The sequence below is a fragment of the Rhizobium sp. LEGMi-198b genome, from assembly GCF_054114205.1.
The window spans coordinates 405,596-428,113 of sequence record NZ_JBSYVH010000001.1 but is presented as its reverse complement, the minus strand read 5'-3'; the positions used below and the strand labels follow the sequence as shown (position 1 = coordinate 428,113).

Here is a 22,518-nt window from a genome sequence, read left to right as displayed (position 1 = left end):
ATGGCCGATTCCGATTGTTCACAGAAGGCCCTAAATTACAGATTGAGCGTTCGCTGGTTGTTGACAGCCGCGCGATCAGCTCACCCGCCATTTACCAAGATTTACTTATATGTCCGTTTCACCCGCTTGTCTCCAACCCCTTGAGGTGCAACGATCAAAGGCGACGTCGAGCAATTGGAACACGCATGCATGCCCGAAATCAAAGGCATTCGTTGGGCCTATGACCGATATGAAGTGATCGTTGACAGCATCGTCAACGGGATTGGCGTCGTCTTTGCTTTGATCGGCGCGACCGTGTTGATCTTCTATGCGACGGTGTGGAGCTCCTATCGCGAGATCGCCGCCGCTTGGATCTATGGCGTCGGCCTCGTTCTGACGTTGGCCATGTCCTTTACCTACAATCTGTGGCCGGTGTCGCAGACGAAGTGGGTCCTGCGGCGTTTCGATCACTCGGCCATCTTCGTCTTGATCGCCGCCACCTATACGCCGTTCCTGGAGCGCGGCGCCGAGGATCCGCTGTTGTTTGCCATGCTGATTGCCATCTGGATTTTTGCCGGCTTCGGCATCGCGCTGAAATGCGTTTTCCCGGGGCGGTATGACCGATTGGCGATCCTGCTTTATCTTGCCATGGGCTGGAGCGGTGTGCTGGTGGCAAGGTCCGTTTCCATGCATATACCGTACGCGTCGATGCTGCTGATCGTCATCGGCGGCGTCATCTATTCGCTAGGCGTAATTTTCCATGTCTGGGAGAAGTTGCGCTTTCAGAACGCCATCTGGCACGGCTTCGTGCTCGCTGCCACCGCAGTGCATTATTCGGCGGTGCTGACCTGTTTCAGCCTGTCACCGGAAAACTCTTGAGATCTGCGTCGTCGGCGTGCATTTCCTCGTCGGCTGCAGGCTGCGCACCAGGCGCATGACGATGGCGTCGAAGCGCTGCATGTCCGTCTTCGGATAATCCATCTGGAAGAAGGCGGCGCCGCCATTGCAGAGTGCTACGCCGCGCACATAGACGATGCGGCCCTGCCTCGTACCCGAGAAGCTGATGCCGCGCGAGGTCGATTTCGAATAGGAAATCTGCCAGCCTTCGTCCTTGGCGATTGCGACGCGGACATTCGCTTCCGCCGAAAAGTCGCCATCGAGGATATTGGTGCCGAAAACAAGCAGCCGTGCCGACTGATCGGTCGGCGTCAAGGTCAGTCCGTCGCCATTGTCCGAACGGGTCGAAAGGCGGAATTCCGAGGGTAGTTCGATTTCATAGCCAAACCGCGCATTGTCATAGGACCACCAGTCGGCAGCCAGTGCCGGCACAGCGGAAAGGAGAAGGAGGGCGGTCAGGCGCGCGAGCATTGCGGTTTCCGGGAGGCGGGATCTGCAAACCAGCTATGAATAGCGCATTTTTCAGCAGAAATTCCATAGTGATTCTAAGAATGATCAGAAAATAGCTTCAATTCGTTACGGTTTCATTGCGAGCCATGCAGGAATGGCGGATTTACTTCGTCAATATCGCGGAGTATGCCGCCATCGATGCCTTAAACGATTGGACAATTCGACTATGGACCAAGCCGTGCTGCTTCGCGACGCCACCGAGGCTGATCTGCCCGCGATTTGCGAGATCTACAACCACGCGGTCCTGCACACGACCGCGATCTGGAACGACACGTTGGTCGACGTCGATAACCGTATTGAATGGCTCAAAGCGCGCAAGGCGAGGGGCTTTCCGGTCATTGTCGCCGAGAAGGACGGGAACGTCGCCGGCTATGCCTCCTACGGCGATTGGCGTGCCTTCGACGGTTACCGGCATACGGTCGAAAATTCCGTTTATGTCGACAAGGATCATCGCGGCCTCGGTATCGGCGAGGGTTTGCTGCGCGAACTCGTCGCCCGTGCCGCCGAAGGCAATATCCACGTCATGATCGCCGCCATCGAAACAGGCAACACCACCTCCATCCGCCTGCATGAAAAACTCGGCTTCCGCATCGTCGGTCAGTTTTCAGAAGTCGGCACCAAGTTCGGCCGCTGGCTGGATCTGACCTGCATGGAGCTGCGCATAACGGTCTAGGGCGTGAACTCATTAACGGCTGGCAGACCGGGAAGTGAGACAGCGCGAGCGGAGGGCCGACTTTTCGGATAAAGTTCTCTTTCCGATCATCTGAGGGCGTTAAGATGTTGGCCTCTGACTTAACGAATTTTATCGAGCAGGATCATCTGGCTTTAGATGCTTTCGTGAAGGGCGATCCTGAACCTTTGAAAGATCTCTACTCGCGACGGGATGACGTCATTATCGCTAATCCGTTCGGGCCGCCGGCGAAGGGGTGGGAAAGGGCCGCCGCGACCATGGAACGGGCTGCAACCAATTACCGGGACGGCGAGGCCACCGGCTTTGAGCGCATCTCCGAGTACGCGACTGCGGACTTGGGGTACATCATTGAGGTCGAGCGGTTCCGATCCAAGGTCGGTGGTGGCGACAAACTGGTACCGATCGCGCTTCGGGTCACCACCATATTCCGGCGGGAAGAAGGCGCGTGGAGGATCGTCCTTCGTCACGCCGATCCGATAACCTCAGCCCGCCCGCCGGCGTCCCTAGTTAGAGAGTAAAAGGGTTGCCGGACCCGGCTGGGACGGCCACGCCTAGCTCGCAGTCATTCCCGCGTCATAGCTTGACGCTATCCAAGCAACGGCAGATCTGAATCGTGATTTTCATCGCGGGTATCCTTCGTTGCATCCTCCGAAAATGCAGATAGCCGTCGTCGGCGCAGGGATTGTTGGGGCATCCATAGCCTATCACCTGGCACGCCGCGGGGCGCGAGTGCATTTGTTTGACGAGGGCCCGGCACCAGCCGCGGGCGTCACCGGCAAGGCCTTCGGCTGGGTCAACCTCATCAATGGCGACCCGACGGCAAATTACGCGAATTATCGCATCTGGCGCGAGGCGATCACTGAATATCAACGTTTGAAGGCCGCCCTTCCGAAGGCCCTGCAGCATGCGCGGACGGGTTCTCTGATTTGGCATCGGACGGCGGCGGAGACGGAGGCGTTGGTACGGGAGCATAAGGCTGCGGGTGCAACGGTTGAACTGGTGGATGCCAAGACGATCGCCTGGTGGGAGCCGGAGCTTCGCGAGGTGCCGGAATGCGCCGCCTTTTCTCCCGACGATCTCGCGCTGGATCCGGCACAGCTCGCGCGGACATTTGTAGACGCCGCGATCGCTTTCGGCGCTAAGGCGGATTTCGATCAGAAGATCGTCGCGCTCGAAACATCTGACAGCCGGATCACCGGTGTTCGGACGGCAGGGCAGGTCGTTTCGGCGGATGTCGTCGTGCTGGCTGCCGGCACATCGGTCGATGCGCTGATTTCGCCCTTGGGACTGGCGATCGGCGTCGAAAGCTCGCCCGCCGTGCTGATGCAATTTTCCGCTGACCGGCCCTTCCTCAATCGTATTCTTCGCGGGCCGGGTTTGGAAATTCGTCAGCGGCCTGACCATTCGCTGGTCTCCGCCGCAAGCTGCAGGAGCGGCGCCGAAGAGGAGGCGCCGCTGGCGATCGGACATCGGGTGCTCGACGTGATGAGACGAAAGCTCGCTCTGCCCGATGGTGTCGAACTGCGGCAGGCAGCCGTTGGCTACCGCCCGGTCTTCGCCGATGGGTTTCCGAGGCTCGGCTTCTTGCCGGGCGTTGATGGCGCCTACGTCGCTGTCGCCCATCCCGGCGTCATCCTGGCGCCCTTGCTCGGCCGGTTGACGATGGAAGAGATCGTTGAGGGACAGCGATCGACGCTTGTACCGGGATTTAGCGCGGGCGTTTTTCACGGCAGCTAACGTGCCGCCTATTTCTCTGCCTCGAACACCATGGCGTGACCGTTGATGCAATAGCGCAGCCCGGTCGGCGGCGGGCCGTCGGGGAAGACGTGCCCGAGATGGGCTTCGCAGGCGCCGCAGCGGATTTCCGTGCGCACCATGCCATAGGACTCGTCGCGATATTCCTTCACCGCCTCCGGCGAAACCGTTTCGAAATAGCTCGGCCAGCCGCAGCCGGCATCGAATTTCGTGTCCGAGCGGAAAAGTGGTGCGTTGCAGCAGACGCAGCGGTAGAGGCCGGTTTCGAATGAGTCCCAGTAGGGTCCGGTAAAGGCGCGCTCGGTGCCATGCTGCCGGGTGATGCGATATTGCTCCGGCGTCAGTTGTTCCCGCCATTCGGCATCGGTCTTCTCGATTTTAGGCTCTGTCATCGTAGCAGACATGAGTGTCATCCCTTTCCCATCACCCAATCTATTAGGCGAGCCCCGTTGTCGCAATGTGGTGCAGCCCGTCCCGTCTTCAACTATTCAGCCATGATGCCAAAGCCGATTCCAGTGGTTTACCCCTCGGTTTTTCTCGCGCGGGGCTTGAGGCAATCCAGCCTTTAGCCTATCCCAATGAAGACTTTCGGCTTTGCCGGACTCCGCGATCGTTCAGCAGGGAGAAGACATGGCCAGTGTCACCGGCCTGACATTCCTGGCTTTGTGTCTGCCCTTTCTCGGTGCGATCATTGCGCCTGCTGCCGTCCGTTATCTCGGCCACAACGCGGCCTGGCCGCTGGCGCTTTTCCCCGCACTCGCCTTTCTGCATTTCGCAGGTTTTCTTCCCGATGTTGCCGCCGCCCATAATGCCCAGGGCGGTTTCGAGTGGGTGCCGAGCCTCGGCTTGCGCTTTTCCTGGCTGCTCGACGGCCTTTCGCTGACATTCGCGCTGCTGATCACCGGCATCGGCACTCTGATCGTGCTTTATGCCGGCGGCTACCTGAAAGGACACGAAGATCAAGGCCGCTTCTTCTCCTTTATCTTCCTGTTCATGGGTTCAATGCTCGGCCTCGTCGTGTCGGACAGTTTCCTGACGCTGTTCGTTTTCTGGGAGCTGACCTCGATCACCTCCTTCCTGCTGATCGGCTTCGATCATCAGCGCGAGGCTGCGCGGCGGGCTGCCTTGCAGGCGCTGGTGGTCACCGGCGGGGGAGGGCTTCTGCTGCTCGCGGGCCTGTTGTTGATCTGGCAGATCACCGGTGCAGCGGACATGTCCGGCCTGTTGAAGACCGGTGGGATGCTGCGCGAAAGCCCGCTTTATCTTGCGGCGCTGATCTTAGTACTCGGCGGCGCCTTTACGAAATCCGCGCAATTCCCCTTCCATTTCTGGCTGCCGAACGCCATGGAGGCGCCGACGCCGGTGTCTGCCTATCTGCATTCTGCAACGATGGTGAAGGCCGGTGTCTACCTCGTGATGCGACTCAACCCCGTAATGGGTGACACAACAGCCTGGGAGACGATCCTGCCGGTTTTCGGCGGCATGACCCTGCTGGTGGGAACGCTGCTCGCCATCCGCCAGACCGATTTGAAGCTGAAGCTCGCCTACACGACGGTCTCTTCTCTCGGCTTGCTGGTATTGCTCACCGGCTTCGGTTCCGATTATGCCGTCGAGGCCGCCGCGCTCTATCTGGTGGCGCATTCGCTGTTTAAAGGCGCGCTCTTCATGGTCGCCGGCATCGTCGATCACGAGACGGGCACGCGCGACATTACCCATCTCGGCGGTTTGCGCAACGCCATGCCGTTGACCTTTGCTATGGCGCTGGCGGCTGCATTTTCCATGGGCGGCCTGCCGCCCGCCTTCGGCTTTCTAGCTAAGGAGGAGATCTATGCCGCGTTGGCCCAAGTTTTCCCCTGGCCGATCCTTCTGGCAGTCGTTGCGATTGTCGGTAACGCGCTAATGTTCTCTATCGCCTTCGCCGTGGCGCTGAAGCCGTTTATCGGCGCGCGGGTCGAAACGCCGAAACATCCGCACGAGGCGCCGCCGCTGCTCCTGCTTGGCCCGTTTGTCCTTGCCGTTCTCGGACTAGCCGCAGCCATGGTCTCCGGCTTTTGGCACGTCTACATCTCCTCGCCGATGGCAAGTGCCGTCGGTGGCAAGGCAATGGAGATATCGGTCTCGCTCGCTCCGCATTTTGGTGCACCCTTGGCCCTGTCCGCTCTGACCGTGCTAATCGGTGCCTTCATCTATTGGAAGCTCGATCGCGCCCGCTTCCTGATGGCGGTGGTGCTGCGCAAACTCGGGCCGGGACCCGATCGCGGCTTCGATGCCCTCATCTCGGGGCTGGTGCGCCTGTCGCATGCCGTCTCCCGCTTTCTGCAGCCCGGCCGGCTGGAGATCTACGTCACCGTCACCTTCCTTTGCCTTGCCGCAATGCTGCTGGTGCCGCCGGTGCTCCATGGCGAGTTGCCGGTCGTCCCCTCATGGCCCGACATGCAGTGGCATGAGGCGGCGATTTTCCTCATCGCCGTCATTGGTCTTGCGGCCGTCGTCTCGGCGCGCGACCGGCTGACGGCAATTGTTTCGCTCGGCATTCAGGGCTTTGCCGTCGCCGTCATCTTCCTGCTCTTCGGCGCGCCGGATCTGTCCTTCACGCAGTTCATGGTCGAGACGCTTTCCGTCGTCATCCTGGCGCTGGTAATGACGCGACTGCGCCTGTCGCCCGCCGATCGCCGTCCGCCGTTGCAGAGGCTATTGCATGCGGCGCTCGCCATCGCCTGTGGCCTCGGCTTCGGATTGCTGCTCTTGAAGGCCACGCAAGCACCCTTCGATCTGACGCTGACGGCATTCTTCAATCATTATTCCAAGCTGATCGCCCATGGTGCCAATGTCGTCAACGTGATCATCGTCGATTTCCGCGGCACCGATACGCTCGGCGAAATCGCCGTCGTCATCATCACCGGCCTCGCCATCCTGGCGCTGATCCGCATCCGCGCCGGCGGTGAGCGCAAGCTTGCGGCCAACGACCCCGACGTGGAAGAGGTAATGGAGGCCGAGCGTCCATGAACACCGTCATCTTCCGTACCGCCGCGCCTTTCCTGACCGCTTTGATGCTGCTCTTCTCCGTCTTCGTGCTGCTGCGCGGCCACAATGAGCCCGGCGGAGGCTTCATCGGCGGATTGATCGCGGCCTCCGCGCTGGCGATTTATGGCATTGCCTGCGGTGTGACGGCGGTGCGCCGGGCCATTATCTTTCATCCGTTGACGATTGCCGGTTTCGGCCTGCTGGCCTCGACGGTTGCCGGGTTGCTATCGGTCTTCTCTCGCGTGCCCTTCATGACCGGGCTCTGGATCTATCCGCATCTCTTTGGCGTCGAGGTGCCGCTCTCGAGCGTCATGCTGTTCGATGCCGGCGTCTATCTGGTCGTCGTCGGCGCCATCACCTCGATCGCGCTGGCGCTCGAAGAGCGGGAGGCGGAGTGATGGAGGTGGTCTTCGCAATGCTCGTCGGCCTGTTCTTCGCCGCTGCGATCTATCTGATGCTGTCGAAGTTTTCGATCCGCATCATGCTCGGCATCGCCATCCTCGGAAACGCCGTCAACCTGCTGCTTTTCACGGCTGGCCGGGTGACGCGCGAAGTGCCGCCGATCATCCCGTCGGGCGCTGACACGCTCAATGCGGATGCCGCCAACCCGCTGCCGCAGGCCCTGATCCTGACGGCAATCGTCATATCGTTCTCTTTCCTCGCCTTCCTGCTGGTGCTGACCTATCGGGCCTATCAGGACCTGAAGACCGACAATACCGGCGAGATGCGTGTGTCAGAACCGAAAAAGCGGCCGCTGCCGCCCCTGGGGTATTAACAGCATGGCGGCGCCGACCAACACCGCTGTCGATTTTTCCGCTGCGCTGGTGTCGGTGCCAGTGCAGGCCGGTCATTGGCTGGTGATCCTGCCGGTGGCCCTGTGTATTGGCCTCGGCGCGATTTTGATGATGTTGCGCGACCGCACTGCCATGCACGGCTGGATCGCCATTCCCGGCCTGGTACTGCTGGTGCTGATCGACGCGGCTCTGCTTTATAGGGTCGCTAACGAAGGGCCAGTGACCATGGTCATGGGCCGCTGGCTGCCGCCTTTCGGCATTGCCTTCAGCGTCGATCTTCTCGGCGCGGTGATGGCGCTGGCGGCGGCGGTCGTGGCGCTTGCAGCGAGCCTTTATGCGCTTGGTGAGATTACGGTCAGCGGCCGCCGCTACGGCTTCTTTCCGTTCCTCATGCTGCTGCTTGCGGGCGTGAGTGGGGCATTTCTGACCGGCGACGTCTTCAATCTCTACGTCTGGTTCGAAGTGCTGCTGATTTCCTCTTTCGGCCTGCTGATTCTCGGCTCGGAGCGTGAGCAGATCGATGGCGCTTTGAAATATGCGGTGCTGAACCTTATCGCCACCACGCTGTTTCTCGTGTCCGTCGGCTATGTCTATGCCATCTTCGGCACGCTCAACATGGCCGATATCGCGATGAAGGCGAGGGCGCCCGGCAACGAGGCGCCGCTGATGACGCTCGCCGGCCTCTTTCTTCTTGCTTTCGGCATGAAGGCCGCGGCCTTCCCGGTCAATTTCTGGCTGCCCGCGTCCTATCATACGCCACGCATCACCGTCTCGGCGCTTTTCGCCGGCCTGCTCACCAAGGTCGGCATCTATGCGCTGATAAGGGTGCTGGTCATGCTGCTGCCGGCCGAACGCGCTGGGCTCGGCCCGGTCACCACGGTCGTTGCCATTGCGACGATGCTGACCGGCGTACTCGGCGCGCTCGGCGAAAGCGATATCCGGCGCCTGTTCGGCTATGTCGTCATTTCCGGCATCGGCACGATGCTGGCCGGCGTCGCGATTGGCAGCGCCAGCGGCCTCAGCGGTGCGATCTTCTATGCACTGCATTCGATGGTGCTGATGACGGCGCTCTATCTGCTGGCAGGCCAAGCGGCCCGGCTCGGCGGCAGCTTTTCGCTTGCTACCCTCGGCGGGCTTTACCGGCAAAGCGGCTGGTTCGCAGGTCTGTCACTGGCGCTGTTTTTCGCCGCTTGCGGCCTGCCGCCATTTTCGGGCTTCTGGCCCAAGGTCGTCTTGGTGAAGGCGGCGCTCGATGCGGGCGCCTGGTGGATCGCGGCAGCGATCCTGTTGACGGGCTTTCTCACCACCATCGTCTTCGGCCGCGTCTTTCTCCTCGCCTATTGGCGTCCAAGATCGGCGCAGGATGCTGCTGTGCCGCAGCCGATCGCCTGGCAGGCCGGCTTGCCGCTGGTCGCCCTCGCAGCCTTGGTCATAGGGTTTGGCCTGTTTCCCGAGCGGTTGCTGCATCTGACGCAGCTTGCCGCCGGCGGTCTCGAAGATCCTTCCGCCTATCTGCACTCCGTCTTTGCGGGGGCTGGAGGCGCACAATGATCCTGCTCGTCTTCAACCTGCTGCTCGCCATTGTCTGGGTCGCCATCACCGGCAGCGCCTCCTTCCTCAATCTTGTCCTTGGTTTTGTCCTCTCGGCACTCGCCCTGGCAATGATTCGGGAATCCCATGGCGGCGTCCTCTATCTCGAGCGCCTCAGGCGGATTCTGGCGCTGTTGCTGCTGTTCCTGCGTGAACTCGCCAAATCCGCATGGGCCGTTGCGGTAACCGTCATGAGCCCCAAAATGGATGTGAAGCCCGGCATCTTCGCTTTTCCGCTGACTGTCGACCGCGATTTCGAGATCACCCTGCTCGCTAATCTCATCACGTTGACGCCCGGTACGCTCTCCGTCGACGTTTCCGACGACCGCAAGACTCTCTATGTGCATGCGCTCGACTGCTCCGACCCCGAAATGTTGAAGCGCGGCATAGCCGATGGCTTCGAGCGCCGAATCATGGAGGCTTTCCGATGATCGCAGCTTCCATCGTGTCCGCCGCCGCCATGGTGTCGCTTGTTATTCTCAGCCTGGCCTTCCTGTTCACCGTCTTTCGCGTGGTAATCGGTCCGACTTTGCCCGATCGGGTGCTGGCGCTCGATATGCTGGTGGCCGTCGCCATCGGCTTCATTGCCGTCATCGCCATCAAGACGGGCTTCACACTCTATATCGACATCGCCATCTCTCTCGGACTTGTCGGCTTCCTCGCTACCGTCGCCTTTGCCCGGTTCATCCTGACCCACAGTGCATCGACGCAAGCCGAACAGCAACCATCGGCACCGATTGCGGCCGGGAGGAAGCCGGTTCGCAAGGATGGCCGTCGCAAGAAGGGAAAGCGGTAATGGAACTGGTCGCCGCCATCATTGTCGCCTTCCTGCTGCTGGCTGGCGCATTGTTTTCGCTGGTCGCGTCGATCGGTATCGTCCGCCTGCCGGATCTCTATAGCCGTATGCACGCCGCTTCGAAGGCTGGCACGGTTGGTTCCGGCCTGTTGCTACTTGCAGTCGGTTTTCACTCGCAGGATCTGCCGATATTGGCGCGGGCACTGGCCGGTTTCGTGTTCTTCATCTTGACTGCGCCGATTTCTGCCCATCTTCTCGCCCGTGCCGCTCATAAGGCGGGTCACCGGCTGATGCCACCGTCGGTGCGCGATGATCTTTCGAAAGGCCGAGTAGAGGGGCGTTCTTACAAAATGAAAAGCTAACAAACGCTTGGATTGCCAGAAAAGTGAATACAAATTCTCGTCGTTAGTTACCTATTTTTAATAGATGAGAAATTTGCAAAGAAATGATAGAATTAAAAACTGGACATTTGGAGAAAGAGTGGTAATCCAGATTCAAGTAGAGTTCTGATGTTGAGTTAGTCTCAACCGGCTTTAAGTGCCCGATGCTTTGATCTTTCTTTCAAACAACGGCGGGCAAAACTTTCTTCCGGTTAAGGATTGACGGACCTACCTCCGTCATCACTGATTCTATCGTCAGGCGGTATAAAAACGGGTTTCGTTGCACGAAGTCTAGGGGTGGATTTCGTATTGCGGGCAATTTGGCATGAAATGCCCCGTTTTTTTGCTGATTGCTGCTACGAATACGGGCAATGCCGTTCGCGGTATGTCCAGCTCATACATTTCGAAAATCGAAATGATTATGCGCAACGTCTAAAGTAATGCTGTGTTTTACGTGTTCCGTTGGAGGCGTAGCGCAGTAGGCAAGCCGATGAACAGGAGAACAAAATGACAGATACGGCCCTTGGCAATGGCCAGGATTTGCTGGTTGAGCTAACCGCCGACATCGTGGCGGCGTATGTCAGCAATCATGTAGTCCCGGTCAGCGACCTTCCGAATCTGATTTCCGACGTACATTCCGCCTTGAGCAACACCTCGGCTCCGGCCCCCGCCGTTACCGTGGTTGAAAAGCAGAAGCCGGCCGTATCCGTTCGTAAATCGGTACAGGACGATCAGATCACCTGCCTGGAATGCGGCGGCAGCTTCAAGTCGTTGAAGCGCCACCTGATGACCCATCACAGTCTTTCGCCTGAAGAATATCGTGAGAAGTGGGATTTGGCGGCCGACTACCCGATGGTTGCGCCCGCCTATGCCGAAGCTCGTTCGCGTCTCGCGAAGGAGATGGGCCTTGGCCAGCGCCGCAAGCGCGGTAGCCGCTAAATTCCCAAATCGACGACACCATCAAAAAACCCGGCTTTCGAGCCGGGTTTTGTCGTTTCACCAGCGTGGCAGATTCTATGCGGCGGCGCGTACTATCGCCTCTTCGCGGATACGCTTGATCATCGAGCGCAATCCGTTGGCGCGCTGCGAGGAAAGGTGTTCGACCAGGCCGATCTTGCCGAAGACGTCGAGAGCATCGAGCGCGGCGATCTCGGAGGCCGGTTTACCGGAATAAGTGGCGAGCACGATCGCCACCAGCCCGCGCACGATATGCGCATCCGAATCACCTTCGAAGGTTAGTACCGGATTTTCCGGATCACCCGCAGTGTGCGTTACCAGCCAGACCTGGCTGGCGCAGCCCTGCACCTTGTTTTCCAGCGTCCGCTTCTCTTCCGGCAAATCCGGCAGCGCTTTGCCGAGCTCGATCACATAGCGATAACGGTCCTCCCACTCGTCCAGGAAGGTGAAATCCTCTATGATCTGTTCAAGCGTCGCCATCATGCCGGTCCAATTATCCACTTGCTTGGATATAGGTGAAAAGGTCGATGATTTGAACCCATGACAAAAAAGAACGCCGCGAGCGATGGCAAGCTCACGGCGCATAAGGGGGAGGCATCGATGGAAACGGAGATCAGGTTCGCGGCTTCGGCAGCGGCACCGGAATATAAGAGGGCAGCTTGACAGTGCCGGTAACGACCGCGTCGGCCGTCTCGACGTTGATCGGGCGCTTGGCGGGCATTGGCTGTGCCTCGGCGGCGACCTGCTCACGGTTGACGACGGGGGCAGGCGCAGCCTGGTTGGCGGCCGCCTGCTCGCCGGACTTATCGTCCTTGAAGTGCTGACCCAGAAGATCGTAAGCGACGCGGGCACCGTCACGGGCCTGATAGCCGAGCGCGGTCAGCGTCTCGCCGCCTTTCTGGCAGACATCGGGTTTTTCCGCGCACATGGCGCCGACATATTGCATGACGCCGCTCGCGGCCGACAGCGCATCGGAAACCTGTACCTTCGGTTCGTCAGCCGACCGCGGAGCGCCGTCGGGCTTGGCGAAGATCGGCAGGAACATGAGAACCAGTGAAAACCAGAACCCCGCTCTAATGAGAAACCACATTGCCTTGCCCATCCTTTATTTCGTTCGGTCTTGTCGCCGATCGAAGTCGTTTATCTAATATTGCTCAGACCCTATTCGACAGAGGACAACACCCCTTTTCAAAACCTGGATGTATTTTCGGCAAATTTGATTCAAATTGTAGCAATCGGCATTTCAAGCTCATTTGTGTCGAATTGTAGCGATTGCTGTTAAGTATGTCTCGGCCGATCTGCCTGATATCCCGGGGCTTACGGGCGTCGACGTCGACGCAAAGGTTAACGTGTGACGGAAATCTAAATAAAATCCGCTGCTTACCCGCTGTTAACCACAAAAACCAAAGGTCTCGCCATGTGCGCCAAAACGAGATTTTCGAGCTTTTTCGACCGATCCACGCGCCCGTTCTTTATTCTTTCCTTAAGTCGCGAAGGCCTATTGTGCGGTTGAATAACTGACCGTTTGTGCGGGTTTTGGTGTGCGCGTATTGAGTAACATTGCTGGCAGGGCTGGAGCCCTCGTGGACCGGGCAGGCGGAAGCTGGCTCTCCCGGACAAGCGGGAACGGTGAGGTCCGTGAACAGGAACTGGCGATCCTTCGCCGGCTCGCGCTCGCCTCCTCTGCGGCTCTTTTCGTCGTTCCCACAGGGCTCTCCTTCATCACCAGTCCCGCCGTGGCGCTCCCGGTCGGCGTTGCCACCGTCTGCGCCGGTTTTCTGTTTTCCGCCATCGGCAGTATTGCTCTGTCGCGCCAGCGTCCCGCCTCCGGGCCGGTCGAAGCCGTCGTCGTCGAGCATCGCGATCTGATGCTGGAAGCGGCTAGCGGTCTTGTTCTCCTGTTCGATCCGCAGGGCAGCGTTACCGCTGTCGGCGGCCGCGATCGCGCCGAATTCCTGAACTGGATGCGCGACCCCTCCGGTCGCGGCTTTGTCGAACAGGTGCATGTCTCCGACCGCATCCTCTTTCTGCAGGCGGTCGACAGGCTTCGCCAGGGCCGTGAAGCCCTCGGCGTCGATTTGCGCCTGGAACGTTCGGCCGTTGTCGAGGGCAACGACCAGTTCGTCTATATCCGCATGGAAATGACTGCGCGACGCGACGGCGAGGGCCGGTTGACCGGGATCGTCAGCCAGTCGCGTGATATTTCCTACGATCAGCAGCTTCGCGACCAGGCCGCACGCAAGGCGGCGGAGGCGGAATCCGCCAATGACGCCAAGTCGCGCTTCCTCGCCGCGGTCAGCCACGAGCTGCGCACGCCGCTCAACGCCATCCTCGGCTTTTCCGATATCCTCAGCGGCGAATATTTCGGCAAGCTCGAGAACAACCGCCAGCGCGAATATGTCGGCCTGATCCGCCAGTCCGGCGCGCATCTGCTCTCCGTCGTCAACACCATGCTCGACATGAGCAAGATCGAGGCGGGCCGCTACGAACTTCTGCTCGAGCCTTTCCCCATCGAAGCCTCCATCGGTGCTTGCGAGGCCATGCTGGCTCTGCAGGCCAAGGAGAAGGGGCTGACATTGACGAGCCGGGTGCAGCGGGGCCTTGGCGATATCGTCGCCGACCAGCGCGCCATCCAGCAGATACTCATCAATCTCGTCGGCAATGCCATCAAGTTCACCGATGCGGGCGGCGCCGTCACCATCGATGCGGCCATGACCGACGGAATGCTGAAGCTGTCGGTAAGCGACACCGGCATCGGCATCGCCAGCGAGCGTCTCGCTTCGCTGGGCCAGCCTTTCGTGCAGATCCAGAATGATTATACCCGCCGCTATGCCGGCACCGGGCTGGGCCTGTCGCTGGTCAAGGGCCTGGTGGCGCTGCATGGTGGCAGCTTCGCCATTGCCAGTGCGCCAGGCGAGGGCACGGTCATCACGATCCTTATCCCGTTTGACGGTTCCGGCGCTGTAGCGGTGCAGCCGGCTGTGGATGTCGGTCGCACGGTCGATTTTCCGCCACGTCTGAAACATAGTCTGGAGATGAACGAGAAGCGAAAAGAGGAAGAGGTGAATGGCCCCGCAAAAGCGAAAATCGCCTAAGGGAAAGGGCAGGGCCAGGCGAAAGCAGCCCGGCTTTGCTTCCCGGGGGGCGGTTGCCGTCGGCAGCCTCAGCCTACGCGGTGCCGGCGCGCTGGGCGGCCTCGGTGTGCGTGGCGTCGGTGCCTTGGCCGCTTTGTGCGGCGGCGTTGTCGGCCGGCATCCGGCGGTCGCCGCCGGAGTCGCAATCTTCTTCGCGGTCTTTGGTTTCGTGACGGCCAATGCGCTCTGGTATCAGGCGGGCACACACCCGTCGCCACTGCTGCGCACGCGCGATCCAAACTCTCCCTATCAGATCCCCGGCCGCAAGCCCTTCCTGCATGCGCAGCAGACCGATACCGGCAACGTCACCACGTTCCGCATCGAACGGCAGGACACAACGGCGAATGCCGCAGCACCTTCCCCACAGGTTCGGACCGCCAGCCTGCCGGCGACGCAAACGCCGGCAGCGGTGACCACGACACCATCGAAACTGGTTGCCGACGTGCAGAGCGAACTGATCCGCCGCGGCCTCTATGACGGCACCGCAGACGGTGTCATCGGCTCGCGCACGACAGCCGCTATCCTGTTCTTCCAGGAAGCGTCCGGCCTGGCGCAGACTGGGGTCGCAACTCCGGAACTGCTGGCCGCGCTGAAGGCCAATGATCCCGGCACCCACGCCAGCTCCAAGACGAGCGTTGCGGCCGTCCCGTCGGAGCGGCCCATCAATGTCTCGGCCAATGCTTCCACCATCGATCCCATCGCCGCCGCCATTCAGAGCGCGGAGAAGGATATCAAGACGAGCGCCGCCCCCCGGAGCGGGCCAAGCGACGTCGTCAACACCGTCAACATGGTGATGCAGATCCAGAAGGGCCTGAGCAACATCGCCTATACCAATGTCAGCGTCGACGGCGTAGCCGGCGAACAGACCAAGGCCGCCATCCGCCGGTTTCAGAAGCACTACCGGCTGCCGGAAACCGGCGAGCCCGACATGGCGGTCTTGAAGAAACTGCAGGACATCGGCGCGCTTTAATCTTCCCCCTTGATTGCTTCGCGCCCAACCGGCCGGTATAGCTCAGCCATGAGATTGCGCAGCGACATCTTCGTATCCGCCCTGACCCGCCGTCTTTTTGCCCGCGGCGATTTTGCCGCTGTGGAACATAAGGGGGCGGAGGAGGCGGGAGCGATCTTCATCCGCCAGCGTTTTCGCGATGGACTGGAAACGCTTTATGCTCCAGCTCCGCAAAGCTTCTTCGATGAGGAGGAAAGCGGGACGCGCCTGTTCGAAATCCGTTTGGATCGCAGGGAACCCGAAGATATCAGGCAGACGCTTGACCGTGAGCTGAAATTCGACCCCGATCTCTGGATCATCGAACTGGAGACCGACGATATTGCCGATATCGTGCCGCTGGTCGAGCAACGCAGCAATCCTCTCTGACGAAGAGCTAGTCCCCTCGTTGTTAGGGCAGGCGGTCCTTTGAGCCTGTTTCCAGCGGCCACTCGCTGGTGTCATGGTCGGGGTGCTGCCGGTTCGACGCGATGATGCGGGGCAGGTATCCGTTCGGATCAACCGCATAGGTCGGATGATTTCCCGGGAGCTCATGCAGGCTGCCATACCAGGAAACCCTGCTTTCATTGCCGTATTGAACAACCGGCGGCACCTGATCGGGCTGGTCGAAGGTTCCCGCAAGAATGCCTATGTCTTCGAACTCCGGATATTCAAAAATCATCGGCGTGCCGCAATCCTTGCAAAAACCGCGTCGCGCCAGGGCAGAACTCTGAAACCAGGAAAACGCGCCCCGCGTCACTCGAAACGCGCTCTTCATGACAGGGCAGATGACCGCAAACGGCCCGCCGACCGCTTTCTGGCACATTCGGCAATGGCACACATGCACGTTTTGAGGAGGCAGGTCGCAGGCAAAGCGAATGGCGCCGCATTGGCAGCCACCGGTCAACGGATGGGCAGTCGCATCATGGTTCATGTCGCTGTCCGCGTGTGGAGGTCGGCAGGCCCGCGATCCTACCATGCAATAGCTGGAGGCGACACGCGAAGAACTTACGGGCTAAATCAACGCGAGCGGCTGACGACACGCAATTCGCGGATCGGACTCGCCTTAGGGCCGAAAAGCGGCGTGCCCGGGCGGACCGCAGGCTTCTGTTCGGGCGGCAGATAAGTGTACCGGTCGGCGCGGCGCCAAGCTTCTACACGGGCCTGACTTTCCTCTGCATCGATGCTGTCGAGCACCAGCCAGGCGCGGCTGACGCTGCCATGCTGTTCGGCCAGATGCGGATAGAAGCGCTCCAGCGCATAGACGGCATCGGCAAAGCCCATGCCGAGGCTCGTCAGCGTCACTGCCAGTTGCTGGCCGGACGTGTCGATCATGATGCGCTCGGCAAGCCAACGGCTCGAGGAAAGTGCGTCGGCAAGCGTGGCGGCAAATTGCTGCGCCTCGCGCTCGCGGGCGAAACGCACCAGCAATGCTTCCTGCACATCGGAAAGGCTGCGCAGGCCCAGACGATCCCTATCGTCACGGCCGAGATGGCGGGCGACCTGCTTGATCTTCTGCCGCAGGGCTTCCTCACGGGCAAGGCGCTCGGCCTCGATGCCCGCAGCGCTCGGTTCCGGCACTAAGGCCGGAGCAGGAGCCGCCGGCGGGGTCGCCGATATCGTCATCCCGCGTTCCGGCTCGGCCTGATGCAGGCTGACAAGGGCGTCGATGACTTTCGGCGATAGTGAGGGTCGGCGGACGATCGCTTTCGCATGCGCGGCGCCCTGCGTGCGGGCGATGGTGATCAGCGTATCGTCGTCGATCGCCTGCGAACTCGCCAGAAAAGGGGCGGCGATGGCGATCGGCTGACAGCCGATGAAAAGGGAGACGGCCGGCGGCACGGTTGGGCATTGCGAGAGTGCGGCGACGGCCTGGCGTTTCGCTTCGTCGGATGAGGCCTGGAAGAGAGGGGTGAAGAGCTCGGCAAACTGGCGAAGCTCCGATTTCGATGGATGATTCAAACCTTCGAAACTGGTCACCGTTGCCATCAGGACCACATCTTTCTTGCGGACTGTCGCAGGCTCTTCGAGGTCTCGAAACCGGTCACGCACGCCAACACCCATACTGATACGCAAAACAAAAAAGACGGGAACCGGATCGGCAAACCTGTGCGCCGCTGCGCTTTTCTTTGGCCGAGCCGGATCGCGCTTTGGTTTTTGCGGGCGCAATCGGCGATGGCTATCGAAACGGGCGTGGACACGGTCGTCCTGATCTGGCTTTTTCGGAAGAGTAAGGGGCGCAGGGTTAACGGTTCGTGAAAACTTTATTAAAATCCAAATAAAAATTGCGCGTTAAGCTTGCGTGGGGATGGTAGTCGAATTTTGGCCTGATCGGCTGCGTCAGCGGGCGCTCAACCTTTACGAAAGCTATCTCGCCGTGACGCACTGACTAGCGTGTTCAACTTATAAGGGTTTCGGGGATTAACCTGCCCGCTTGGGAAAGTTGCCCGGGAGAAGCTCGCAGCATCAAGGGCTCAGAGCGTCTTATGCTCCCGCAAGGCGGCCAGTAGTCTTTCGGAGGTATTATAGCCGGATTGAAACAGGCCGAGCGCCGCCGTTGCCGCGAACTGGGCCTCGGTGCTTTTGATATCTATCCGCTTCTCCAGGCACCATTTATCCAACGCGCCGCGCAGCACGATAATGTCCTCCGGGGAGAAGAACGAATTGGTCGTCGCTGACATTGCCCGCCCTCAGGTTGCCCCCTTTACAATACGTCAAATTTTCGTTGCCGCAAATAATATTTGCATGACACTTTTCTGCAACGCTCGCATCCGACCGGCTACCGCGAATATAAGATATTTTTGGCCTAAGAGCATGATTTCACAATATTTTACTGCTCAAATGATTTTAGAGATTTTTACATCGTATATGAAACCAAATCTGCCCTCCCAGCGTTAGAAGATCACGGCGCCGCGAAAGCCGAGGGAGTGCCAAAGCAAGCCGCGGCAATGATTAGCATTCTGTTAACTACAGTATGTCTCAATTCGGGTGATAACGGCGATTTGCAGAGTTTAGTCGCATGATTATTCGCATGGCCGCCACAGTTGGGCGTCCATGTCACGGTGTCTGGGGAATGCCGTGAGAATGGCGTGAATGCCCTGTTGTCAGCGTCGCAGGAGGCGGCGAAGATTTTGGGGAACGCCAGCCCGCTGGGGAATAGCGGGCAGGATGAAATTAATCGCAAGTTCATCCGTCTCGGGCCGTAAATGGAGACGAGAATGGCAGAGATCATATCCCTTTTGGATCGAAGATCGCGGTTGCCGCTGCGGGCTCAGAAGGAGCCGGTGGAGGCGAAGATTCTTCTGTTCACCGGCGTGCGCTACGAGCGCCTCGACGTCAGCTCCCATCGTCCCGGAACGGGACCAAAGCGGGCGAAGGGCAAGTAGTTCGGCACTATGCCGGCGGATGCGCCGGCGCGACCCTTCGGGGCGACTTCGATATCGTGGCCCGTGAGCCACGATACGGATGCAATCCACTCGCCGGTTCCTAACAGAAACGGCATCCAGATTCGCGACTAGATCTTACCGTCCATCAAACACGTCGCAGCCGGCTTCCGAGAGGAAGTTCCGGGCGGCGTCGTCAAAGCTTGCTTGTGGCGCCATTGTGCGCAGCACGACATAGCCCTGCGCGCGCGGCGCTTCGACCAGGATCGATTGTGCGAGCGACGGCGGCAATGCCTTGCGGATCCCCGTGAGCTGGATCGGCGAGGCAAGCAGCAAATCCAGCACGCCGCCGACCGAAGTGCGGTCGCTCATGCTGAAGACCTCGTTCGATGCGGCGTCATAAACGGACAGCGACCAGAACGGCACCTTTCCCTTGGCCGTCAGCCGGATTGGCTGAGTTCCGATGTCGAAGGCACAAACGGCCGTACGAATGTAGGGGTCGCTATTGGAAAGCCCTGAATCGTCATCCTTGTCGTCCAGCGTATAGAAGTGGTTTTCATCGCCCTCATCCTCGACACGGGTATAGGCGTCGCGATCGGAAAAATGCGGCAGGGAGAGGATGATGATGACATGCAGGAGCGTGGCGCCAAGCAGGCCAGTCAGAATGGCGAAGACGACCCTAAACATGACCGCACCTGATTTTCTCGAGCTTCGGCATGGACAGATCGATAAGGCCGGAATTGCCTGCCGCAGGCGAATCCAGCAGCGTCCACACCAGGCGGAAGTTGCCGGAAGCGGGCAGCGCCAGCCAATTGCCCGCCTGTGCGTCCGGCGAAACGGTAATGGCGAAGCTCGAATCCGGATTGCGCAGCACGATCCACGAATTGAGCGCGGTGGGCCGGCCAGGAGATCCGCCAAGCGGCTCGCCGTCATTGCCCGCGATGAACAGCGTCCATAGCCGCGCCGGCGGCGTCTGGCCGCTGATGCGATAGCTGCAGCCCGCCGTCAGCCGCGCGCCGGCATCGTCATCGGAGGCGGTGAACGTCAGCCCCTCTGCCGTGCCATAGAGCAATCGTCCCGCACGGGCGCGATGCGATTTCGCGTAAGGATCGGCGTCGACCGTGTGCATTTCCGGAAATGCCTGCCAGGTGCCGAGCTTGATCGCGCCGAAACCGGAGGTCGCATCCAGCGCAAAAAGCGTGAATAGAATCCCCCCGCCAAAGGCGATTATCAGCGAAAGCGCAACAAGAAGGGGAACCCGGAACACTCTAAGATCGTCCTCGTGACCAACTAGAGGCCTGATTTATCCCTGATTCGAAGGGGTGGGGGAAGTGCGGGCGGTTGCTTGCCGATCTTGCCTCGCCAAAAGGAGCGGCGGCAACAGGTCGGTTCGGGGTTGGCAAGCATGAAATTGCGGGCAGCCCGATTTCACTCCGCCTGGGCCACCTTCTGCGCGGCGAGTGGCGCTGCCGCCTTCAGCTTCTCGCCGATATCACGCAGGATTTTCGTGGAATCCACCGACAGCGAGCGCGGCCGAACGAGCGGGGGCAGGGCGTTGTCATCGGGCGCCTGGGCTTTCTTGGCAGCCACGGTCTGCGGCTTTTGCACCGGGAAGGGATTGTCGATGCCGGGGATCGGCTTCAGCACGATGCCCTGGTGGGCATAGTCCATGATCTTCTTGAAGGTCATGGCCGGCAACGTGCCGCCCGTCATGTTGTTGGTCGAGGTGTAGTCGTCGTTGCCGAACCAGACGGCGCAGGTGTAGTTGCCGGTGAAGCCGATGAACCAGGCATCGCGATAGGCCTGCGTCGTACCCGTCTTGCCGCCGACGAGGATGCCGTGGTCGAGCGCTGCCTTGCGCCCGGTGCCGATGATTGGAATCTGGGTCAGCATCTGGTTCATGTAGGAATTGGCTTTTTCGGAAAGCACGCGTTTGGCCGGCGGTTCGTCACGCGCGAAATCGTAGAGCACCTTGCCGTCATAGCCCATGATCTGCGCAATGCCGTGCCGGCGTGACTGCATGCCGTCCGCCGGGAAAACCGAATAGGCCGTCGCCTGGTCGAGTACGGTCACTTCCGACGTGCCGATCGGAATGGTCTTGTCGTTGCGGATCGGCGTCTCCACACCCAAGGCCTTGGCCATGTCGCGGATCGGCTGGATGCCGAATTTCTCTTTGGCGAGACGAACTGGAATGGTGTTGATGGACTGCGCGATCGCCTGCGTCAGTGTCACCTTGCCTTCATAGCGGTTTTCATAATTGTGCGGGCTCCAATTGCCCCAACTGATCGGCGCGTCGACGATGGTCGACGTCGGCGTCATGCCGTTCTCCATGGCAACGGAATAAGTGTAGATCTTAAAGGACGAGCCTGGCTGGCGCAGGGCTTTGGTGGCGCGGTTGAACTGGCTTTCGCCATAATCCCGGCCGCCCACCATGGCGCGTACCGCCCCGCCGTTTTCGATCATGACGCTCGCACCCTGCGAGGCGTGATAGCGCTCGCCATATTCCATCAGGCTGGACTCGATGGAATCCTCCGCTGCCTTCTGCAGGCCCATGTCGATCGTTGTGCGGACGATCAGCGAACGCTCGGGGAAGTGGACGGCCAGCCGCTGCACCTCGTCGAAGGCCCAATCAAGAAAGAAATCCGGAGATTCGATCTGGGCGCGATCGACGACCGAGGCGGGATTGCGCCTGGCGGCAATGACTTGCCCCTCGGTCATCAGACCGCTTTGCACGAGGTTGGTGAGGACATCATTGGCGCGGGCGCGTGCTGCCGGCAAGTTCACATGCGGCGCATATTTCGCCGGCGCCTTGAAGAGACCCGCCAGCATCGCCGCCTCGGCCAGGTTGACGTCACTGATGCTCTTGCCAAAATAGAATTGCGCGGCCGCAGCGGCACCGAAGGTTCCGCCGCCCATATAGGTGCGGTCGAGATAGAGGCTCAGGATCTCTTTCTTGGAAAGATTGGCCTCCAGCCAGATCGCCAGGAAGGCCTCCTTGATCTTACGGTCGATCGAGCGCTCGTTACTGAGGAAGATATTCTTGGCAAGCTGTTGCGTCAGCGTCGAGCCGCCTTGGACGACGCCGCCAGCCTGCGCATTGACGGTCAGCGCCCGGAACAGGCCGAAGACATCGATGCCGAAATGGTCGAAGAAGCGGCGGTCTTCGGTCGCCAGAACCGCCTTGATGAAATAGTCCGGCAACTGGTCCACTGGCACGGAATTCTCATGAATGATGCCGCGATGACCGATGACGCTGCCGTAACGATCGAGGAAGGTGACGGCGAAGTTGCCGCGGTTGCGCCAGTCTCCTTGCGTGGCTTCGAAGGCCGGCATGGCGAGCATCAGCATGACGATGGAACCGGCGGTGCCGAGCGTCAGCCCTTCGCCAAGCAGTTCGAACAGGATGCGTTTCCAGCCGCGGGCGCGAAAACGGCGGAAGAAAATGGTAATATCTTCCCAGAGTTCGGCGAGGCGGAATCCGGCATTCCACAGGGTAGAGTCGATCCAGGAATCGATGCGCAGGAAAAAATGCCGCTTCCGGCGTGGCCGCTGCTCCGCTTGGCCCTCCGGCTGTGCATCGGGCTTGGTCTCAGGCCCGTTTTCTGGGTTGGATGGGTCTTCCACGCTCTACTTCCCGACCACT

The 22,518-nt window shown here is 60.1% G+C and carries 26 protein-coding genes; 16 read left to right on the top strand and 10 right to left on the bottom strand.

Features of this window, described 5'->3' with window-relative positions:
- Window positions 1-189: 189 nt before the first annotated feature.
- Window positions 190-858: a PAQR family membrane homeostasis protein TrhA gene (gene trhA, locus ACXHXG_RS02045; protein ID WP_104822420.1), complete on the top strand. Its 669-nt coding sequence runs from the start codon at window positions 190-192 to the stop codon at window positions 856-858.
- Here trhA and ACXHXG_RS02040 read toward each other — a convergent pair.
- Window positions 841-1,347 carry a hypothetical protein gene (locus ACXHXG_RS02040; RefSeq protein ID WP_457898352.1) on the bottom strand — a complete coding sequence of 169 codons (507 nt, stop codon included), beginning with the start codon at window positions 1,345-1,347 and terminating at the stop codon, window positions 841-843. The two genes, trhA and ACXHXG_RS02040, sit on opposite strands and share 18 nt — an antisense overlap.
- 205 nt (window positions 1,348-1,552) lie before the next feature.
- Between ACXHXG_RS02040 and ACXHXG_RS02035 the strand changes: the two genes are divergently transcribed.
- From ACXHXG_RS02035 to ACXHXG_RS02025, 3 genes are all read left to right on the top strand, one after another.
- Window positions 1,553-2,059, top strand: a complete 507-nt coding sequence (locus ACXHXG_RS02035; RefSeq protein WP_104822421.1) for a GNAT family N-acetyltransferase — start codon at window positions 1,553-1,555, stop codon at window positions 2,057-2,059.
- 104 nt (window positions 2,060-2,163) lie between these two features.
- Window positions 2,164-2,595: a YybH family protein gene (locus tag ACXHXG_RS02030; protein ID WP_285168036.1), complete on the top strand. Its 432-nt coding sequence runs from the start codon at window positions 2,164-2,166 to the stop codon at window positions 2,593-2,595.
- 136 nt (window positions 2,596-2,731) lie between these two features.
- On the top strand, window positions 2,732-3,814 hold the full coding sequence (locus ACXHXG_RS02025; protein WP_457898351.1) for an NAD(P)/FAD-dependent oxidoreductase: 1,083 nt from the start codon (window positions 2,732-2,734) through the stop codon (window positions 3,812-3,814).
- Between the two features lie 8 nt (window positions 3,815-3,822).
- On the opposite strand, the gene msrB is transcribed toward ACXHXG_RS02025, so the two are convergent.
- The gene (gene msrB, locus ACXHXG_RS02020; protein ID WP_457898350.1) at window positions 3,823-4,236 is read right to left on the bottom strand and encodes a peptide-methionine (R)-S-oxide reductase MsrB; all 414 of its coding nucleotides are present in this window, start codon (window positions 4,234-4,236) and stop codon (window positions 3,823-3,825) included.
- Between the two features lie 226 nt (window positions 4,237-4,462).
- Here msrB and ACXHXG_RS02015 point away from each other — a divergent pair, with 226 nt between their 5' ends.
- The 8 genes from ACXHXG_RS02015 (at window position 4,463) to ACXHXG_RS01980 (ending at window position 11,355) form a co-directional block, all read left to right on the top strand.
- Window positions 4,463-6,838, top strand: coding sequence for a putative monovalent cation/H+ antiporter subunit A (locus ACXHXG_RS02015; protein WP_457898349.1), 2,376 nt, complete (start codon window positions 4,463-4,465; stop codon window positions 6,836-6,838).
- The gene (locus ACXHXG_RS02010) at window positions 6,835-7,254 is read left to right on the top strand and encodes a Na(+)/H(+) antiporter subunit B (protein WP_285168045.1); all 420 of its coding nucleotides are present in this window, start codon (window positions 6,835-6,837) and stop codon (window positions 7,252-7,254) included. The genes ACXHXG_RS02015 and ACXHXG_RS02010 overlap by 4 nt, the downstream gene beginning before the upstream one ends.
- Window positions 7,254-7,631 (top strand): Na+/H+ antiporter subunit C, encoded by a 378-nt coding sequence (locus ACXHXG_RS02005; protein WP_285168047.1) that lies wholly within the window; start codon window positions 7,254-7,256, stop codon window positions 7,629-7,631. The genes ACXHXG_RS02010 and ACXHXG_RS02005 overlap by 1 nt, the downstream gene beginning before the upstream one ends.
- 4 nt (window positions 7,632-7,635) lie before the next feature.
- Complete coding sequence (locus ACXHXG_RS02000) at window positions 7,636-9,201, top strand: Na+/H+ antiporter subunit D (RefSeq protein WP_457898348.1); 1,566 nt, start codon at window positions 7,636-7,638, stop codon at window positions 9,199-9,201.
- Window positions 9,198-9,671, top strand: a complete 474-nt coding sequence (locus ACXHXG_RS01995; protein ID WP_104822429.1) for a Na+/H+ antiporter subunit E — start codon at window positions 9,198-9,200, stop codon at window positions 9,669-9,671. Before ACXHXG_RS02000 ends, ACXHXG_RS01995 begins: the two co-directional genes overlap by 4 nt.
- Window positions 9,668-10,036 carry a cation:proton antiporter gene (locus tag ACXHXG_RS01990; protein ID WP_457898347.1) on the top strand — a complete coding sequence of 123 codons (369 nt, stop codon included), beginning with the start codon at window positions 9,668-9,670 and terminating at the stop codon, window positions 10,034-10,036. The genes ACXHXG_RS01995 and ACXHXG_RS01990 overlap by 4 nt, the downstream gene beginning before the upstream one ends.
- Window positions 10,036-10,398, top strand: coding sequence for a monovalent cation/H(+) antiporter subunit G (gene mnhG, locus ACXHXG_RS01985; protein WP_457898346.1), 363 nt, complete (start codon window positions 10,036-10,038; stop codon window positions 10,396-10,398). Before ACXHXG_RS01990 ends, mnhG begins: the two co-directional genes overlap by 1 nt.
- A 525-nt stretch (window positions 10,399-10,923) precedes the next feature.
- Window positions 10,924-11,355: a Ros/MucR family transcriptional regulator gene (locus ACXHXG_RS01980; protein ID WP_104822432.1), complete on the top strand. Its 432-nt coding sequence runs from the start codon at window positions 10,924-10,926 to the stop codon at window positions 11,353-11,355.
- Between the two features lie 75 nt (window positions 11,356-11,430).
- On the opposite strand, the gene ACXHXG_RS01975 is transcribed toward ACXHXG_RS01980, so the two are convergent.
- Window positions 11,431-11,853 carry a SufE family protein gene (locus ACXHXG_RS01975; RefSeq protein ID WP_457898808.1) on the bottom strand — a complete coding sequence of 141 codons (423 nt, stop codon included), beginning with the start codon at window positions 11,851-11,853 and terminating at the stop codon, window positions 11,431-11,433.
- 133 nt (window positions 11,854-11,986) lie between these two features.
- Window positions 11,987-12,463, bottom strand: coding sequence for a DUF5330 domain-containing protein (locus ACXHXG_RS01970; RefSeq protein WP_457898345.1), 477 nt, complete (start codon window positions 12,461-12,463; stop codon window positions 11,987-11,989).
- Between the two features lie 451 nt (window positions 12,464-12,914).
- Here ACXHXG_RS01970 and ACXHXG_RS01965 point away from each other — a divergent pair, with 451 nt between their 5' ends.
- From ACXHXG_RS01965 to ACXHXG_RS01955, 3 genes are read left to right on the top strand one after another with little or no spacing between them, the layout of a single operon-like run.
- Window positions 12,915-14,468 carry a sensor histidine kinase gene (locus ACXHXG_RS01965; RefSeq protein WP_457898344.1) on the top strand — a complete coding sequence of 518 codons (1,554 nt, stop codon included), beginning with the start codon at window positions 12,915-12,917 and terminating at the stop codon, window positions 14,466-14,468.
- Window positions 14,440-15,477: a peptidoglycan-binding domain-containing protein gene (locus ACXHXG_RS01960; RefSeq protein ID WP_457898343.1), complete on the top strand. Its 1,038-nt coding sequence runs from the start codon at window positions 14,440-14,442 to the stop codon at window positions 15,475-15,477. The genes ACXHXG_RS01965 and ACXHXG_RS01960 overlap by 29 nt, the downstream gene beginning before the upstream one ends.
- A 48-nt stretch (window positions 15,478-15,525) precedes the next feature.
- Complete coding sequence (locus ACXHXG_RS01955) at window positions 15,526-15,882, top strand: DUF1491 family protein (RefSeq protein WP_457898342.1); 357 nt, start codon at window positions 15,526-15,528, stop codon at window positions 15,880-15,882.
- Between the two features lie 22 nt (window positions 15,883-15,904).
- Here ACXHXG_RS01955 and ACXHXG_RS01950 read toward each other — a convergent pair whose 3' ends face one another.
- From ACXHXG_RS01950 to ACXHXG_RS01940, 3 genes are all read right to left on the bottom strand, one after another.
- Entirely contained in the window at window positions 15,905-16,426 is a 522-nt protein-coding gene (locus ACXHXG_RS01950) for a GFA family protein (RefSeq protein WP_457898341.1), read from the bottom strand.
- Window positions 16,427-16,512: 86 nt separating this feature from the next.
- Window positions 16,513-17,544 (bottom strand): DUF2336 domain-containing protein, encoded by a 1,032-nt coding sequence (locus ACXHXG_RS01945; RefSeq protein ID WP_199773528.1) that lies wholly within the window; start codon window positions 17,542-17,544, stop codon window positions 16,513-16,515.
- Window positions 17,545-17,966: 422 nt separating this feature from the next.
- Complete coding sequence (locus ACXHXG_RS01940) at window positions 17,967-18,173, bottom strand: hypothetical protein (protein ID WP_283049640.1); 207 nt, start codon at window positions 18,171-18,173, stop codon at window positions 17,967-17,969.
- A 537-nt stretch (window positions 18,174-18,710) separates the two neighbouring features.
- On the opposite strand from ACXHXG_RS01940, the gene ACXHXG_RS01935 reads away from it, so the two are divergent.
- Window positions 18,711-18,878, top strand: coding sequence for a hypothetical protein (locus ACXHXG_RS01935; RefSeq protein ID WP_166656783.1), 168 nt, complete (start codon window positions 18,711-18,713; stop codon window positions 18,876-18,878).
- A 135-nt stretch (window positions 18,879-19,013) separates the two neighbouring features.
- Here ACXHXG_RS01935 and ACXHXG_RS01930 read toward each other — a convergent pair whose 3' ends face one another.
- From ACXHXG_RS01930 to ACXHXG_RS01920, 3 genes are all read right to left on the bottom strand, one after another.
- Window positions 19,014-19,562, bottom strand: a complete 549-nt coding sequence (locus ACXHXG_RS01930) for a DUF1254 domain-containing protein (protein WP_283049641.1) — start codon at window positions 19,560-19,562, stop codon at window positions 19,014-19,016.
- On the bottom strand, window positions 19,555-20,142 hold the full coding sequence (locus ACXHXG_RS01925) for a DUF1214 domain-containing protein (protein WP_457898340.1): 588 nt from the start codon (window positions 20,140-20,142) through the stop codon (window positions 19,555-19,557). The genes ACXHXG_RS01930 and ACXHXG_RS01925 overlap by 8 nt, the downstream gene beginning before the upstream one ends.
- Before the next feature lie 161 nt (window positions 20,143-20,303).
- A complete protein-coding gene (locus ACXHXG_RS01920; protein WP_283049644.1) occupies window positions 20,304-22,499 on the bottom strand; it encodes a transglycosylase domain-containing protein in 2,196 nt (731 codons plus the stop codon).
- Window positions 22,500-22,518: the final 19 nt, after the last annotated feature.

What these genes read in the sequence shown, in the direction of transcription:
- trhA (WP_104822420.1), top strand. Translation starts at nt 190, where the DNA reads ATGCCCGAAATCAAAGGCATTCGTTGGGCCTATGACCGATATGAAGTG.
- ACXHXG_RS02040 (WP_457898352.1), bottom strand. Translation starts at nt 1,347, where the DNA reads ATGCTCGCGCGCCTGACCGCCCTCCTTCTCCTTTCCGCTGTGCCGGCA.
- ACXHXG_RS02035 (WP_104822421.1), top strand. Translation starts at nt 1,553, where the DNA reads ATGGACCAAGCCGTGCTGCTTCGCGACGCCACCGAGGCTGATCTGCCC.
- ACXHXG_RS02030 (WP_285168036.1), top strand. Translation starts at nt 2,164, where the DNA reads ATGTTGGCCTCTGACTTAACGAATTTTATCGAGCAGGATCATCTGGCT.
- ACXHXG_RS02025 (WP_457898351.1), top strand. Translation starts at nt 2,732, where the DNA reads ATGCAGATAGCCGTCGTCGGCGCAGGGATTGTTGGGGCATCCATAGCC.
- msrB (WP_457898350.1), bottom strand. Translation starts at nt 4,236, where the DNA reads ATGTCTGCTACGATGACAGAGCCTAAAATCGAGAAGACCGATGCCGAA.
- ACXHXG_RS02015 (WP_457898349.1), top strand. Translation starts at nt 4,463, where the DNA reads ATGGCCAGTGTCACCGGCCTGACATTCCTGGCTTTGTGTCTGCCCTTT.
- ACXHXG_RS02010 (WP_285168045.1), top strand. Translation starts at nt 6,835, where the DNA reads ATGAACACCGTCATCTTCCGTACCGCCGCGCCTTTCCTGACCGCTTTG.
- ACXHXG_RS02005 (WP_285168047.1), top strand. Translation starts at nt 7,254, where the DNA reads ATGGAGGTGGTCTTCGCAATGCTCGTCGGCCTGTTCTTCGCCGCTGCG.
- ACXHXG_RS02000 (WP_457898348.1), top strand. Translation starts at nt 7,636, where the DNA reads ATGGCGGCGCCGACCAACACCGCTGTCGATTTTTCCGCTGCGCTGGTG.
- ACXHXG_RS01995 (WP_104822429.1), top strand. Translation starts at nt 9,198, where the DNA reads ATGATCCTGCTCGTCTTCAACCTGCTGCTCGCCATTGTCTGGGTCGCC.
- ACXHXG_RS01990 (WP_457898347.1), top strand. Translation starts at nt 9,668, where the DNA reads ATGATCGCAGCTTCCATCGTGTCCGCCGCCGCCATGGTGTCGCTTGTT.
- mnhG (WP_457898346.1), top strand. Translation starts at nt 10,036, where the DNA reads ATGGAACTGGTCGCCGCCATCATTGTCGCCTTCCTGCTGCTGGCTGGC.
- ACXHXG_RS01980 (WP_104822432.1), top strand. Translation starts at nt 10,924, where the DNA reads ATGACAGATACGGCCCTTGGCAATGGCCAGGATTTGCTGGTTGAGCTA.
- ACXHXG_RS01975 (WP_457898808.1), bottom strand. Translation starts at nt 11,853, where the DNA reads ATGGCGACGCTTGAACAGATCATAGAGGATTTCACCTTCCTGGACGAG.
- ACXHXG_RS01970 (WP_457898345.1), bottom strand. Translation starts at nt 12,463, where the DNA reads ATGTGGTTTCTCATTAGAGCGGGGTTCTGGTTTTCACTGGTTCTCATG.
- ACXHXG_RS01960 (WP_457898343.1), top strand. Translation starts at nt 14,440, where the DNA reads ATGGCCCCGCAAAAGCGAAAATCGCCTAAGGGAAAGGGCAGGGCCAGG.
- ACXHXG_RS01955 (WP_457898342.1), top strand. Translation starts at nt 15,526, where the DNA reads ATGAGATTGCGCAGCGACATCTTCGTATCCGCCCTGACCCGCCGTCTT.
- ACXHXG_RS01950 (WP_457898341.1), bottom strand. Translation starts at nt 16,426, where the DNA reads ATGAACCATGATGCGACTGCCCATCCGTTGACCGGTGGCTGCCAATGC.
- ACXHXG_RS01940 (WP_283049640.1), bottom strand. Translation starts at nt 18,173, where the DNA reads ATGTCAGCGACGACCAATTCGTTCTTCTCCCCGGAGGACATTATCGTG.
- ACXHXG_RS01935 (WP_166656783.1), top strand. Translation starts at nt 18,711, where the DNA reads ATGGCAGAGATCATATCCCTTTTGGATCGAAGATCGCGGTTGCCGCTG.
- ACXHXG_RS01930 (WP_283049641.1), bottom strand. Translation starts at nt 19,562, where the DNA reads ATGTTTAGGGTCGTCTTCGCCATTCTGACTGGCCTGCTTGGCGCCACG.